We start from the raw sequence: 14,768 nt of genomic DNA on the forward strand, positions 1-14,768 counted from the left end.
TGTCCACCTTGGACTGCACCGCCGGCCCCGGCTGTTGATTCGCCCTGCCCCCTCCTTCCACGCCCAGGCGACCTCTTCCCACTACTTCGTTACGAGGAGCCTGGCCCCGGGGGCCTCAGCCGCCCGTCAGGAACTCTTGTTCCAGATCTCGCAGCTCACCGAGCACCGTTTTGCGGCCGTCTGAGGTGTCCAGGTCCACCGTGCGGAGGTTCGTGGAGGCCGTGTGGACGTCGAGGGCCGTTCCGTTGTCTGCCGTCACGATAAGCCCGAGCCGCAGTGTCGACTCGGCGTCGGCCGGGGCCTGCGCCTGCCGCACCCGCATCTCACGGAGGGCGTCGTCGAGTGCCCGGAAGAGGCGCCGCGCTTCGGTTCCGTGCACCGAGGTCGGCAGGGCGGTATCCGTCAGGTCGAGCGGGGATCGGTCCGACCCTTCCACGGGGTGGGAGGACCGGCGGCCGACCACGGCAAGGTGCGCGTTCATGGGGACACAGACCAATGCGGGCGTTCCAGTGAATGACGGCGGTCGTTCTCTCCTAGCCCGTGGCGTCGAGCAGCGCGTCAATGTTGTCGCTGTAGCCCCGACTCGTCTTCAGGGGCGTGCCACTCGCCATGCGGAGCTGGTAGGTGCCGTGGTCGAGCGGGCGCAGTTCGTCGATGTGCTCCACGTTTACGATGTAGGAGCGATGCACACGCAGGAACTGATCGGCGTCGAGCTGCTCTTCGAGGTTCTTCATTGTCTTCCGGACCAGGTGGGCATCTTCTCCGTCGTGTAGGGCTACGTAATCGCCCTCGGACTCGATCCACTGCACGTCCTCGGCCTCCACAAAATAGATGCGGTCCCGGCTCCGGACCGTAAAGCGCTCGATGCCGCCCGTCTCGTCCTCGTCCGCGTACTCTCTGAGCACCCCCCGAAGCTGCCGATTGAGTGTGTCCGCCTCCACCTGACGGAGCTGTTGGCGCGCTCGCTCCAAGGCTTCCTCGAAGCGGTCCTCCTCGATCGGCTTGAGCAGATAGTCCAGCGCGTGGGCCTCAAAGGCCTCGAGCGCATACTGGTCGTAGGCCGTCACGAAAATGGTGAGCGGCATCGTCTCCACTCCCACCTCGCGTACAACCTCCAGCCCACTCATCTCGGGCATCTGCACGTCGAGGAATACAAGGTCGGGCGCCTGCGCCTCGATCTGACGCACCGCCTCGTCCCCGTCGGCCGCCTCCCCCACGATGGTCACGTCGTCAAGGGGCTCCACAAGCTGCCGGACCCCCGTGCGGGCGAGGGGCTCGTCGTCAACGATGAGGGCACGAATGGACATGGGTCTGTACGGAAGAGAGTCTGTGCGGGACGAGCGTGAATGCGCAGGTGCGCAATTGTAGAGGCAGTGGCGACGTGGGAGCGCGCCATCCGGCGCGCTGCGTGCCCGGCGTGTGTTCAGGGCTGTGCGCTCGGGGCCGGGGCTGCAGGAGCCTCCCGCTGCGTCTCAGACGGGAAAAGCGTGTCTCGAGGACTACACGGAATCCGGATTGCCACGCGCGCCCCGCCGTCCGCAGTGGATCCGAGCTCAAGGGCGTGTGCCTCCCCGTAGAGCGTGTCGAGCCGGCGCTTCGTCGTGGAGAGGCCCACGCCCTCGCTCTCGTCCAGAAGGACATCGGGGGGGTCCGAGAAGCCCGGCCCGCTGTCGGCCACCGTGAGTTCGACGCCCTTCTGGCCGTGGGTCGTGGCCGGACGAGCAGTCACGCGCACCGTTCCCGGCTCGGCATGAGGCGCGATGCCGTGGCGGACGGCGTTCTCCACGAGGGGCTGAAGCAGCAGGTAGGGCACCGCCACTTCGCTCACGGCCGGGTCGACGTCAATCTCGGTCTGCAGTCGGTCTTCGAAGCGGATCTCTTCGATTTCCAGGTAGCGCTCCACCAGGTCAATCTCTTCGCGCAGCGGGACGGTCTGCACGTCTACCCCCTGGAAGGTGGCGCGCAGCATGTCGCTCAGCAGGCGAAGCGTGCGGCCCGCCTTTGCCGTCTCGCCCCCCCGGACCAGGACGGTGATTGCGTTGAGCGTGTTGAACAGAAAGTGCGGGTTGACCTGCATGCGCAGCGCCTGCAACTGGGCCTCGGCCAGCTCGGCCTGCAGGGCTTGGGCCTGGGCCTCGTGCTCGCGGGAGCGGGCGAAGTGCTCGTACGCGAAGCAGAGTGCCGCCACGATGAAGTACGTGAAGTAGTCGGCGATCATGCGCCGCACGAGAAAGACGGCGAGTTGCCACCCTCCGATGCCGTAGGGGTCGATCGCCCGGAAGTCAAACGACGTCGTGAAGTTGGGGTAGATGCCCTCGCGGGTGAGTGTGGCGACGGCAAAGATGCCCCGTTCGATGGCCACGTGGACGACGGCGATGGGCACCCCAATTGCCAGCATCCACCCCACGCCGTGCCTCAGGCCGGCCCGCACATCGGCCCATCGGAAAAGCGCGAGCACCGCGGGCACGAGCAGGGCCCAGAGGTGGAGGCGCGCCCAGAGCCCCACGGCGAATGTAAAGAAGGCAAACGGCACGCGCCCCCACAGTTGTGGGCCCGGGGTTTCTCGGAACCACTCGACGAGCCAGGGCCCGGCCCCTTCGATAAGAACGAGGGCCCCCAGAAGCGCCGCGGTGCCGTACTGCAGGTAGCGCTTCGTGAACCGGCGAAGGGCGGATAGCTCCGAGGTGGCCGGCGCGGCCATGGCGGGTACCGGCGGATGAGCGGCGTCTGGAGATGGACCTGTGCTCCGGGAATGGCCCGATGCAGGGCTGGATCCCACGGATGGAAGCGTGCTCCCGATATGGGGAAGCTAGGGGCGGAGGGGGAGGGATTCGAACCCCCGGGGCCTTGCGGCCCGCCGGTTTTCAAGACCGGTGCATTCGACCAGGCTCTGCCACCCCTCCGGATGATTTTCGGGCTTCAAACCCCTCTCTGCGCTGCAAATGGTGGCTCATTGCGTGACCTGGTATACAGAACCGGACTCACCGTTTCGGCAGAAAATGGGATTTGTTATAATACTGCTATCGAGCCGCCCGAAGATACTCTCGTGGGGAAGCTTCTTTGTCTCTCCCTCTGTGGTAGTAAACCCTTTACTTCCGCAAAATCTCAGCTCGAGAGCTTGAATTTTGGAATTTTGAATTTCAACTGTTCGACCTCCAACGTCATCCGTCACTGCGAAGAGCTACTCTCTCCAAACAGAAGCTTTGTGGGAACGGATTGGAACTGAAACCAGCCGTTCGGAGGGGATTTCATTTCTTCTGTCCTCGATGTGAACAGAGACTATCGGGAATCCGCTCAACTCTGTGCCCTCAACTCCCTTGCTCGGTCGAGCCGATTCTCAAACTTTTTTTCCTTTTTCTCGGTGCCGAGCTTGGCTTGTCTGAGACACCGCTCAAGGATACGAACCTCATCGTCGTAGTCCTCTTCTTTCCGATATAGAATCGCTAAACGCTGGTAGGGGAAGCTGCCGACAAACTCTTCTTCTACGAGATGCCAGTAAACCTCCTTTGCTGTATCAATCAAATGGTCGGAACGCTCTTCTTCATCTTCTAACTCAGCTTCAACGGCACGACGTTCGAGTTTACGAGCAAAGTAGTTTTTCTCTGGAGCGTTCAGTTCTCGCCAATCCTCGACTTCGTCGGGGTCAATGTCTTGCGGCTTGTCCCACTTCTTCGTCATATCGTGGTGTTGCTGTTCTCAGACGAACACGTAGCTTCTTTTTTCTCCATCGAAGAACTTAGCGGTTGGTAAACCGAATGCCCAACGGACATCTAATCCGTTGCTCCACCTCCCAAAATCCCAGTCAGACCGCTTGAAACACCGATTTTCAGAACTGCGGTAGTAAAAGACCTTGCTACCCACCCCGATTTTGGGGCTGTATCACCCGTTCAACACATATTAGGAAGTGTTTGAGCTTCATCTGCTCACGGTGATTGAAACCGTCCCTCCCGTGCCGTAATCTACCGCAACGGAAGGCACCTCGGCTCATTTCAGCCTTGAATAGATGCCCCGCTCTCAGTGATTACAGGTATTCTCTTTGTTCAGGCGGTGGTGTTCGCCGTTCTCTCTGGCGTAGTTGCCAGTAATAATAACAGAGACGCCACCAAGTGGAGCATAATTGGCTTCCTGTTCGGGCTTTTCGGGTTCATTGCGGCAATCGCCGTGGGGGAGGCGGAAGAGACACAACCTTCCAGCCGTCAGACGAGCCAGTCATCAAGCACAAGCACACAGGAGTTTGACCCTGACGACCACGAGAAGAAGTGCCCCGACTGTGCCGAATACATCAAGCTTGAGGCAAGGGTCTGCAAGCACTGCGGACACGAGTTCTCAGAAGAAGAGGTTGAACAGCAGGTGGAAGAGAGAAGAGAGAGCGTCAAAGAAAGCGAAAGTGCCAATGGAGGAAAGAGGGACGAAGAAAACTACAAGTCAGACGAATACGACACTGAAGAGATACTTTCCACACACGACTTCAATGGCGTCGGAATCTGCGAGGACTGTGATTACACAAAGGGATACGTCAAAGCGAACAATTACGTCTGCCCGGGAAGCTAAACTACGGTTCTGGTCTGGTAAGGCTACTTTCGCTCCTCTCCTCGCTTCTCTCTCCGTTCCTTCTTCCGCTTCTTTGCATACTGCTCCAAGCGGTCGTGCTTGTTCATCAGCTCAATCCACTCTTCCACCGTCAGAGTGGTGCCGCTGGGCTCTTTTCGTTTCTCTGATTGCTTCTTGTCGGGCATATAGGGGGGAGGGTTGATTGAATGATTTTCTTTTCGGGGTGCGGGGGCTCCGTTCAGCCTGCCGAGGGGTGGTCAGGATTCGGAAACGGAATTTTGCCTCACGGGCACTTCCAACCAAGACCATAATCGTTTCTCATAGCTAGAGGATTGAAAGCACCCACAATACGACCGTATCAGTAAGTGCGTAAGCAGTATCGGGGAAGCGTGAGAGGAGAAGACCGAAGATTAGGAGATACACCCCGAACCACTCCAGCCGAAGGGTGATGTCTCCTATATTCGCCGTCTCCACCATTTCACGCAACTGGCGCATCTTCTCTTTCAGCGAACTTACCTCCTCCTCAATTTTCTCTTCAAGGCGCTCAGCCTCCTCCTCAATACGCTCGTCCAACTCGTCTAGCTTGCTCTCCAGCCTTTCTACGTCCTGTTTTATCAGGTCTATTTTTTCACTGAGTGGAAGGTCATCAGAGTAGCTTGGCGTTACGTGTGCGCTAACCGAGGTGGAAGTGGATATGGGTATCGTTCCACCCTCAATTGTGACAGAGCCTCCCGTAAAGATACTCCAGAAATCCTCAAACGGCTCTTTCAATCTCTTCCAGAACGGTTTCCGTCCGAAGCTCTGTAGCGTCTTTTCAATACCTACGGCAACGGTCAGAAAACCACCCAGCTGGAGCATAGCACCCAGCGTGGAAATAGCTGATACCGACGCCATACCCGCTGTCCCGACCAGCAAGACGGAAACAACGAGAAAGACTTGAAATCCCGTCTTGATGGCTGGGTCAAACCTGCACAGGCGACCCCAGATGCGCTGAAATACAGCCCTTATTGAACTCCACATAGGTCTTCAACGATTTCAATAGGTAGAGCGGCGTTTAGCCTGCCAGAGCTATTCCCGGTGGCATCTACCGAGTGTGAGAAGCTCTCTCAGACCGACAATCGGGCGTTTTACGATACGGTCTCGGTGTGTGGCTGATAGATCCGCTCTTCACCGTTTCAGTCGGCATACCAGTGAAGCGACCAGAGAAGCATTCCAGCCACAACGGGAACGGCGAGAACCCAATATGCGGGCTGGAGGAGGGAGGGAAAACTGGCAAGCGGGACGCCATAGACAAAAAATGAGACGCCGCTCCACTCCAACCATAGCGCACCCTCACCTACATTCGCTTCCCTGATCTTCTCCCGCACGTCTTGAACCCTCTCCTCAAACGCCTTGACTTCCTCCTCAATCTTGTTCTCCAGAAGCTCAGTCTTCTCATCAATGTGGCGGCGATTAGCCTTAACCTCATCTCTCACATCTGCGAGTGACTGCTCCAACTTACGAATACGCTCCGACAGGGTCTCGGGATATGTGAGACCTTTATCCAAGGCTGAGCCGTGGGCATCTATTGTTTCTGGTCCGTCTTCCACTTCCACTGAGCCCCTGATGGTGGTATCAAATATGTCGGTAAAATCGTAGACCCAAGGTAGAATGCGACTTGTTGAGGGTATCCGCCCAAACACCTCAAGCGTCCGTTCCAGCCCGTAAGCGGCGAGGACGAAGCCGATGAGCTGAAGCAACACGCCAGTGCCACGGATGATTGGGTTAGGCTGGGCAAGAAAACTTATGAGGTAGAGCCAACCCAATAGTCCTATTGTAATCCCCGCCACGGATTTGAGGATGACAGGAGCGTCGGTCCACCACTCCCCGAGGTTGCTCCTGATTGCTTTCCAGAACCAAACTTTGAACAACTTGCTCTCCAGCCACTCAGCCATCGCATCCGTGGTCAGGCGTGCTTACAGATATGCTGTGCGCCCAACCTACGGTCTGAGCATCCCGCTTGAAAGCTGACGCCACGCAGCTCGTGCCCTACGTCCGATGCGGTGTCGTTCAGGCGTCTTCCTCAGTTCCCTCACCGTGTTCGTCCAGAAAATCCCGACCCGTGAAGAGAGCCTTTCCGCCACGGGCGACAACGAAATGGTCAGGCTCTCCCTCTTTCAGGAAGCGAATAACACCTCTCTTCGTCAGCGACCAGCGAACACGGTTCCGCTGGACGGCACTTTCGATGTCGTAGCACACGGCTGTTCAGACGGACTGTGATTGGAAATTCACCAGCACAGTCACGTCGCTCAGATGGGCTGTTCGCCGTGTGGACACTGAGTAACAGCCTAACCGCTTCTGGTCATACGAGTGGAGATTTTATTGAGAGGTCAACTTGAATTCCGTAGGACTAAACCGATTGTCACCCTCAATGATTTCAATATCGGCATACTCTTTTAGCTTATCGTGGTCAGTCGTGTCCTCCCCGAGTAGTGTCAGGGCACTAGAAGGTTTTGTATATTCAAATTCGTCAAGTATGCGCAATAACTTTTCAGCGAACTGGTCGTCTACTGTATAAAATACCGTATGCGAAGGTGACGGGTTTTCAACCGTTTCGTATTTCTCGTACGATTCTATATCCCACTCCATACCAATCTTCTTAGAATGGGGGACTTCATTCAAAATAAATTTAGCATCCTCTTCATTCCAGACTCCGGGCATTAGAGAGCTAATAAAAGATATGGTGGGCTCTCTACCGAACTCTTGGAGCAACTCTCCAAGCTCGACAAATTCGTCTCCAATCCAGTGCGCAATTGAATCTTTATCCGTTCCGTTCGCCAGACGAACAATTTTATCAAGGTCACTGGTTACTGGTTGGACGAGTTCAGCAGTATCACGCCCCACACCGCAGTTCCGAGCGTGGACAACCTGAAGCTCATCGCCCACTATCCTTTCGTCGGTGAGGGGGTCATAATGTATTTTTCGGGCAATGAAGTAAACGTCCTCTGACCCTTCGTATTCCCCGTCACGGTTGAAAACGAACGTTTCGCTAATGTCAGGGTGCCTGTATACTTCCCACTCAACACCTTTTGATGTAACTGTATGCTCTGTCTCAATCATTCTACTATATTTTTTATTCACTGGTTATGAGCGAGCCACCTCGTAATCTATCCCTCCCTGATTACGCACTTAATAAAGCAAATATTTACTATTTTTGTTTCCAATCTGTTCCCCTTAAAAGTGCGATTTATCGAATCTTGATATGTTTGGAGCATACTCTATTGGCGTATGTAGCGCTTTCCATTTGAGCCATCTCGGAATAATATAGTGCCTATCTCGACTATGAACAAAGGTTTTCAAAATGACAATTTTATTCTACACGATCGACTTTATGTTGTCCTGATAGGCGAAAATCTCGGCTTTCCCATCCCATTGCTTTTCTGTTTTCTCCCCTCTCAGCCGACTGTGAGCCTTCCTCAGCACAATGAGAGGTGGTGCCGACTCCGCATTCGGCGGCTCGAAAGGAGGGGAAGAGCGTCGGTAGATGAGTAGAAGAAATGCTTCGGGCACTTCCTTTACGGGGCAATTTCGACAGCTCTAAGCGGGCTTTATTTCGCCGTTGGGGATGCCCTCCGTTTCTCCTCGGCTCCGCTCTCTGCCGACGCTGGTCGGTCTGGGGCAAAGTCTCTGTCGCTTCCAGAGGTGCCAGTGAGTGGCTCGAACTCTCGGCTCACCTCCACCTCGTATCCGTCGTATTCCTCGGCAAACGCCCGCTTCATCGAGTTCCGCAGTTCCTGCTCACGGCTTCCTTCAATCACGAAGCCGTCGTGGATGCCGATGGCGCCCGTTTCGGTCATTGTGCGGTAGGCGAGGTCGCTGTCCTTCCGTTGAAGCCGAATGCCAGCGTCGGAGTGGAAGTGGTCGGAAATGGGCTCGTGCTTCTTCCGAAGGGCACCCACGAGGGGCTTGAACACCTTGTCCGCGAGAGGGGCATCGATTTCCTCCGTCCAATCGTGGTGCTTCAACGCCTTGTAAGCGGACTGGTAGTTTTCGGTGTTGATGAGGACGTTCAGTGCCCGCTTGACCACTGTTCTCTGCCGCTGCCGATAGTGCTCTCGTTCCTTCCCGCTTAGCCCGATTGTCTCATCCATCAACTCTCCGAGGTCGAACCTCGAGGTGATGTGATAGGCATCGCCCTCAAGCCGCCTTCCTTCCTCGGCGTAAAGCATAGCGATATGGAGATTGTCGTAGTCCAGCTCCACGACTGGTTCCCCACCGATGCGCATATGCTTTCGCCAGTCGGACGGGATGTTCTGGACGGAGGCGTAAAAGCGACCGCCACAGTCCCAACTTCCTCGGCAGAACTTCCGCTTGTACTCCAGATCCTCTTTCGGGACGGTGTATTCGATGCGGTTTCCCTCAAGCCTGTGCTCCCACATCCACGCCGCTGGGCACTTGCGAACGACTGCCTCGTGCGCTTTCTGAATCCGCTCGGGGGATGTGTTACCCCTAATGGAGGGGAGGGCTGTGGGAGGTAGAGAGAGGGAGACACGGGCACGGTCACGCACCTGAGAGCACACCTCAGCGACCGTGGATTGGAAGCGTGAAGCCCGGGGCGTATCACATGTGTCAATCAACTTTCCGTCAGGCGACCGAATCAAGACGGCGGGCTCCTCGACAATCATCCCCACGTCGGCACCGAGGTGAGTATTTCCTGACAGGTATCCGTCTATCGCTTCTTGGAGTTTCCCCGTCGCCCAGATTTCTGTCACCCGACCTCGTAGCGTTCCTTTCTTGGTTCGGAGACGACTTTCCTCGACGCACTTCTCTTTCCACTTCGTAGAGGTCTGGTAGAACGGTTTCCCGTTGTTGACGGCAAGTAGTCCAGCGTTCTCGAACTCCTCGATGATAGATTTGACTTGGCGGTAAGAGATGTGGCACTCGTCGTATCGACCGTTGCCGTTTCGCATTTTCGCCAGCGGCACGGCGACCTTGATGAGGCGGCGGTGGGCATTGGAGAGCGACTGGGCTTTGATGAGGTTGTAAAGTACTTGACGAATGTTCTCCCTCTTCTGCTCTCGGTAGGTTTTCTGAGGGGGCATCAGCCCGTCCAGAACGTCCTCGTTGAGCATCTTGGAGGCGATTTGTCCAGCGTATCCTTTCGCTACGTCATAGAGAATCGAGTCCTTGTCCATCGTCCTTGCTCAGTCTTTCTATCGGTGATATATAACTGACCTTGCGGTCAGCAAGTCATAAAAAATCCCAACCGCAGGCGAGGAAGACTGGCAAGCTGAAAACCTCGCCCACGATTGGGACCGTGAGTTGTAGCAAATCTGTGGAGTGCCTACCAGCCTGTGGCGATGAAAAAGTCCCTTCCCGCCTCACTGGTAAGTATCAAAGACCAGGGCGAAGACGGCGGCTGAAAGGTGAAGAAGAGTTGAAGCACACGGGTCAGGACGTGCTACAGAAACAGAAGTGACAGACGTGTGAGCGAGGGGTGTCATAGGCAGAAGGCGATTCCGGTTTTGATACGTTGCCTCCTTGCCCGGTGCCCGAAGCGTCTATTGGAGATAGGCAAACCTCCCGCTCTCCCGATGGAGACAGATATTTATCTGTGCGCGGGGATGCGGAAGAAGACCTGAACGACAACCAAACAGAGACCTGATGAGCGACGACAGATACAGACAGATCTTTGAGGACCTCACGAGAGACCTTCTCACCGTGGCGTCAAAACACGGAAAGAGAGTCCTCCAAGAAGCAGTGAGAGACGCCGCCGACGGCAATCTCATTCAGGAAGACGACGGGGACGGCATTCCGCCCGAAGAGCTGGATTACCCAGACGAGAGCGTTTGGACGCTTCCACCAGCCCCCGAGGACGAAGAGGAGGACGGGGAGGAAACAGGTAGGGACGAAGAAGAGCAAACCGACGACGAAGACGAGGAGACAAGCGGGGACGAAAAAGAGCTCTCCAAGGCGGCAAAGAAAGTCGCTGCCGAACTTGCAGAGAAGTTGGAGCGGCGGCTGAAGAGGTAGGGCGAGCGTTCAATGTCTTTTCTAAAGAATTGAGGGCAGCTGAACCCGCTCCTTTGACTACGAAGCTGCCTGCGGAGGACACATGTGCAATTGGAAACAGAGCGTTCTGGACAAAGCATTCTACTCGAAAGAACCAGAACATTCATCAAACTCATCGCCCGTTCTGCTTAGAAGCCCTGTTTGCCATTCAGCCTGCCAAGTGAGGCTCTGTATGAATGCGTCTGAATCGCTGGATTCAAGTATTTCGTCGAATTCATCGATTACAAGGGCACCAGAAGGTACGTTCGTGGACGTATTTCCGGTCACTGAATCTCTACACTTCTCTACAGTGAGCAATACTCTTATTTTTTCGATGTCTAAACCTTCTTTCTCCTCTATATCTTCTACTGCGTAGTATACATCTTTGCCGACGTCATCGCTGAAAGTCTGCTTCCATCCACTTAGCATTCGCCCACTCAGGTTTGTTGGAACCGCCCGAAGCTGGTGGGACATGTAGGCTGTCCCGTTAGATATACTGTCTGCGGCATGTATGCCACTTGATGAGCCGCCTGATGAGCCATCTATAGCATTTAAAAACGTACCAATAAGAAACAATGTAATAACTCCTGTCCATACTGGATGTCGGTACCAGAAAGGGTAATCACCTTCTTCAGCTTCAGTTGGTTTTTCTTTGTCATCCGTATTTTCAGTATCTAACTGATCTCCAATATCCATTTTCTTGCCCTCGACACTGTAGATTATTTTAACAGCCTTCTTCGCCAAACTCTCCGAGCGGAAGGTCAAGGTGGTTGTTCTATCGAATGAGTTGCCCTCAATAAAAAGGGCTGGTGCCGTAACCTTAACGTCTCTTCCGTTTATTTCTTCTATTTCTAAATTTTCATAACATACTTTTCCTTCGTGGTTAGACTCGTTTTTTACGTAAAAAATCACTTCTTTTTTACGCAAAACGAGAGTAGACTCATTGCTTGAAATTAAACCTTTCCAACTTACGTCAAACTCTACGGGGAATTTGTAGTCCGTTTTATGACCCTCCTCAACCTCTTCTTCGCCATCGCCGTTTTGGGAAAGGGTAGGAGGTCCGTCGTCAGCAGCAGTTTTCTCTCCCTCACCACTGTCAGAGAGCGGGGGAGGAGTCTCGAAAAGACCTTTCAGTTTCTCAACAGAACCAACTTTCTTCCAATCATCCATTCCCTTCGTCCAAACAAGATCCTCAAGCTCCAAATCTCTCGCCTCAGCTAGTTCTTCGAGCCGCTCTTGACTGACAGGACCATTCCGCTCGTCGGAGCCCTGTTTCGCCCAATACCAAGACTCTCCTGTTGCTGAACCTGAGCCCATAACCAGCGAACAGATTTTATCAAAAAAAGAAGCTGAAACTGACTTCAGATGGATGCACCTTTTACATCACCATTCTTTGTTCTCGGAGCCACCGAATAAAAACTTTAGATTAGAGAAGTCAGGTCACACCCTCTTCACACAAGCGATGTTAGGAACATTTGGGGAAGTGAAACGGGCGGTTATTTCTTACTCTGAGCACTTGAGCCGGTGGGCTTACCGGACACAGACCTTTTCCCGCAGAGCGACCAAGACAACGGCGCACGTCGCTTCTGATCGGCTCCTCGCGCCTGCTCAAACCGAGAACTGTTCTTCCCGAGCCGAAATGAACACGCCTTCTCCAACTGCTTCCATAAGGAAGTTTTCGACCTTGTAGACGCGCACTCTCCCTACTAGAGATCTGCTATCGGGCACTCCAACGAGCGCTCTGGGTCAATCCCCGAAGGCTTTCTCTACGTAGTGATGCCCCTGTTCTGGTGCAGCGTGTAGATATTGCTCCGTGACCGATGTCGTGGAGTGACCCATCAATTTCTTGATCACGTGTATGGGAGTCCCTGCAGAGGCGAGGCGGGTTCCAAACGCGTGGCGAGTAGAGTGCAGGGTAACCCAAGAAGCAACTCCTGCATCCTTCCTAAACCGCCTGAAAGCGCTTGAGAGGGTGGTATACTTGACCTTGCTTCCGTTCCGGTGGAAGACGTGGTCCGACGAACTTCTCTCTCTTTCCTCCTCCAACAGCTTTTCAGCTTCCTCTGGGAGTGGGACTCTTCGGGATTGCCCCGACTTTGTTTTGAAGTCGCCGCCGGATGCAACGTGAACGACTCCACCACCAAGGTCCACCCGCACTGGTCCTTCCTCCCAACGCATTTCCAGCAGCTCCCCCGTCCGAAGCCCAATCATCGGGTTCACCCGAAGGATGAGCGTGATATACCGATAACGGTGCTCACCTCCACCATCTTTTATCGCCTGTATTATTTTTTCTGCCTGATCGCTGGTTATGGCTTTGGTCGGGGTTTCCGTTTTCTTCGGGACCCCCACATCCTTCGAGATATCCCGGTCTAACCACCCCTTCTTCACCAGAAACCGGATCAGATACCCGACGTGACTGACGTATTTACGTCGGGTTGCGTCTGAGATATCGGTTTTGGAGTCGATCCAGTTTGCGATCTCTCTGGACGTGAGCGACGAGGTCCGTATGTCCTCACCAACGTGACGAACAAACAGACGAAGCACTTCCCGATACGTCCGCTGCGTGGCTGGTCGGAGGTGCGACTTGGACTCCAAGAATACGTCCCGAGCTTTTCCAAGAGTGCTTAGGTCCTTCTCTGGTGGTGCTTCCCAACCAAAGAGTTCGTGCTCACGACCATCCCTCCAAGGGTCATACTCGCCCAACGCATATTTGTCTTCTGCTCTGACGTGCAAGCGCTCTGCCACATCACGACGTGGAGTTTGCAGAGCTACACGCTTGCGCTTCGGTGTCCGGTCGGAATCGTAGAACTGGGAGTAAAACTTGCCATGCTGCTGGACTAAGGACGCCATTTTGTTATCGCATTGTTATAGAGCAAACTATAACAATGAGCCAGCGACCTCAAAATGGGCTTTGCAGCGGCTGAGAGATGATTTGTCCTTCCGTGCTGGAGTGCGCCCGCCGGTTTTCAAGACCGGTGCATTCGACCAGGCTCTGCCACCCCTCCGTGGGCTCATTTTCTGCGTGTGCTTTCACACAGGCCTCGGAGGACGGTTTCGATCCAGGCTTGAATTGGGGGTGGAGGGGCCTTTCGACACCCGACGAGGCCGCGCCGGTGGCAGAAAGACCGTTCCAGCAGGACACGGGCTTTTTTCTCAAGGCAGAGCTACTCAAGGCGGAGCAGCCACGCCCCCGACGGCAGCGCCTCCGCACGCTCCCTAAGGATCTGTTGAGCCGCCTCCGCTTCTTCAAACGGCCCGATCACCACCCGGTGTCGCCGGGCGCCCTCGTCGCGTTCAGTCGCGCGCACTGCCACACGAAGCGCCCCCGGAAACTCTTCGCGGTAGCGGCGGGCCACGGTTGCCGCCTGCGCCTCCTCGCTCATTGAGGCAACGACGATGCCCCACCGCTCCTGTGAGGAGGTGTCGGCCGGGGGGGCGGTCGTGGGCCCCGTCTCGGACGAGTCTGCAGGGCCCGGTGCCGCCGCGCCCGCCCCGCTCGTGTCCGCCCCGGCGGGCCGGGCCACCCGGACCGTCACCCTCCGGGTATCTTCTCCGTCCTGGTTGGAGACCTGGAGCCGCGCGGTGTACTCGCCCGGGGCCTCATAGGCGTGGGTGGGAGACGCCTCCGACGCGGTCACGCCGTCCCCAAACCGCCACTCGTACGCAATCGGGGTAGCCCCCGTGGCCGCCGCGCTAAACTGCACCGCCGCCCCCGCGGCCACCGGCTCCGGCACGGCGCGGACCGACGCGATCTGGGGCGGTTCCGGGGGCCGCTCGGCCGTGACGGCCGTGGACGCCTCCGCCTCCCCGGCCCGGTTGCGGGCCGAGAAGGAGACGACGTACCGCCCGGACTGGTCGTACGTGTGCGTCGCCGTTCGCCCGGTCGCGGTCCCGCCATCGCCAAAGTCCCACCGGTAGTCCAGGGGCCGGTCTGCCGCCTCCTCGTTGACGGTCGCCGCGAACGTCACCGACGTGCCGGCACGCACCGTGGTCGGTCCGTTCAATCGGATGATGCGCGGAGGAGTCGGCCTTGTGAAGTGCACCTCCAACCCAAGTCCCAGAAGCTGACCGGTCACGTCGAACCGGTTCCCGGATTCGGATCCGTCCACGGCCCCGTCGGGGACGGTCAGGTTGAAGCGCGACTCCACGTAGAATGATGCCGCCCGCCCCAGCCGGATGTCCACCCC

Annotated in this window: 15 protein-coding genes and 1 tRNA gene; 2 read left to right on the plus strand and 14 right to left on the minus strand. The window is 56.2% G+C overall.

Going from position 1 to position 14,768, the window contains the following annotated elements:
• Positions 1 to 115 precede the first annotated feature (115 nt).
• The 5 genes from OJB03_RS12460 to OJB03_RS12480 form a co-directional block, all read right to left on the minus strand.
• Positions 116 to 481, minus strand: coding sequence for a hypothetical protein (locus OJB03_RS12460; protein ID WP_263787925.1), 366 nt, complete (start codon positions 479 to 481; stop codon positions 116 to 118).
• A 52-nt stretch (positions 482 to 533) separates the two neighbouring features.
• Positions 534 to 1,307: a LytR/AlgR family response regulator transcription factor gene (locus tag OJB03_RS12465; protein WP_263787926.1), complete on the minus strand. Its 774-nt coding sequence runs from the start codon at positions 1,305 to 1,307 to the stop codon at positions 534 to 536.
• A gap of 116 nt (positions 1,308 to 1,423) precedes the next feature.
• Positions 1,424 to 2,701 (minus strand): sensor histidine kinase, encoded by a 1,278-nt coding sequence (locus OJB03_RS12470; protein WP_263787927.1) that lies wholly within the window; start codon positions 2,699 to 2,701, stop codon positions 1,424 to 1,426.
• 115 nt (positions 2,702 to 2,816) lie between these two features.
• Positions 2,817 to 2,903: transfer RNA gene (locus OJB03_RS12475), tRNA-Ser, on the minus strand.
• A gap of 391 nt (positions 2,904 to 3,294) precedes the next feature.
• Entirely contained in the window at positions 3,295 to 3,678 is a 384-nt protein-coding gene (locus OJB03_RS12480; protein WP_263787928.1) for a hypothetical protein, read from the minus strand.
• Positions 3,679 to 4,017: 339 nt separating this feature from the next.
• Here OJB03_RS12480 and OJB03_RS12485 point away from each other — a divergent pair, with 339 nt between their 5' ends.
• Positions 4,018 to 4,551 carry a zinc ribbon domain-containing protein gene (locus OJB03_RS12485; protein ID WP_263787929.1) on the plus strand — a complete coding sequence of 178 codons (534 nt, stop codon included), beginning with the start codon at positions 4,018 to 4,020 and terminating at the stop codon, positions 4,549 to 4,551.
• Between the two features lie 23 nt (positions 4,552 to 4,574).
• Here OJB03_RS12485 and OJB03_RS12490 read toward each other — a convergent pair whose 3' ends face one another.
• From OJB03_RS12490 to OJB03_RS12515, 6 genes are all read right to left on the minus strand, one after another.
• A complete protein-coding gene (locus OJB03_RS12490; protein WP_263787930.1) occupies positions 4,575 to 4,736 on the minus strand; it encodes a hypothetical protein in 162 nt (53 codons plus the stop codon).
• 139 nt (positions 4,737 to 4,875) lie between these two features.
• Positions 4,876 to 5,571 (minus strand): hypothetical protein, encoded by a 696-nt coding sequence (locus OJB03_RS12495; protein ID WP_263787931.1) that lies wholly within the window; start codon positions 5,569 to 5,571, stop codon positions 4,876 to 4,878.
• Positions 5,572 to 5,726: 155 nt separating this feature from the next.
• Positions 5,727 to 6,485 carry a hypothetical protein gene (locus OJB03_RS12500; protein ID WP_263787932.1) on the minus strand — a complete coding sequence of 253 codons (759 nt, stop codon included), beginning with the start codon at positions 6,483 to 6,485 and terminating at the stop codon, positions 5,727 to 5,729.
• 115 nt (positions 6,486 to 6,600) lie between these two features.
• On the minus strand, positions 6,601 to 6,789 hold the full coding sequence (locus tag OJB03_RS12505) for a hypothetical protein (RefSeq protein WP_263787934.1): 189 nt from the start codon (positions 6,787 to 6,789) through the stop codon (positions 6,601 to 6,603).
• Between the two features lie 120 nt (positions 6,790 to 6,909).
• Positions 6,910 to 7,650 (minus strand): hypothetical protein, encoded by a 741-nt coding sequence (locus OJB03_RS12510; protein WP_263787937.1) that lies wholly within the window; start codon positions 7,648 to 7,650, stop codon positions 6,910 to 6,912.
• Positions 7,651 to 8,138: 488 nt separating this feature from the next.
• The gene (locus tag OJB03_RS12515) at positions 8,139 to 9,725 is read right to left on the minus strand and encodes a hypothetical protein (protein ID WP_263787938.1); all 1,587 of its coding nucleotides are present in this window, start codon (positions 9,723 to 9,725) and stop codon (positions 8,139 to 8,141) included.
• 469 nt (positions 9,726 to 10,194) lie between these two features.
• On the opposite strand from OJB03_RS12515, the gene OJB03_RS12520 reads away from it, so the two are divergent.
• Positions 10,195 to 10,563, plus strand: a complete 369-nt coding sequence (locus OJB03_RS12520; RefSeq protein WP_263787940.1) for a hypothetical protein — start codon at positions 10,195 to 10,197, stop codon at positions 10,561 to 10,563.
• 120 nt (positions 10,564 to 10,683) lie between these two features.
• On the opposite strand, the gene OJB03_RS12525 is transcribed toward OJB03_RS12520, so the two are convergent.
• The 3 genes from OJB03_RS12525 to OJB03_RS12535 all read right to left on the minus strand — a co-directional run.
• Positions 10,684 to 11,898, minus strand: coding sequence for a DUF4339 domain-containing protein (locus OJB03_RS12525; RefSeq protein WP_263787942.1), 1,215 nt, complete (start codon positions 11,896 to 11,898; stop codon positions 10,684 to 10,686).
• Between the two features lie 429 nt (positions 11,899 to 12,327).
• The gene (locus OJB03_RS12530) at positions 12,328 to 13,431 is read right to left on the minus strand and encodes a tyrosine-type recombinase/integrase (RefSeq protein WP_263787943.1); all 1,104 of its coding nucleotides are present in this window, start codon (positions 13,429 to 13,431) and stop codon (positions 12,328 to 12,330) included.
• A gap of 314 nt (positions 13,432 to 13,745) precedes the next feature.
• The coding region (locus OJB03_RS12535; protein WP_263787945.1) for a PKD domain-containing protein at positions 13,746 to 14,768 on the minus strand (1,023 nt) is incomplete at its 5' end.

Source organism: Salinibacter grassmerensis (genome assembly GCF_947077765.1).
Taxonomy (GTDB): Bacteria; Bacteroidota; Rhodothermia; order Rhodothermales; family Salinibacteraceae; genus Salinibacter; species Salinibacter grassmerensis.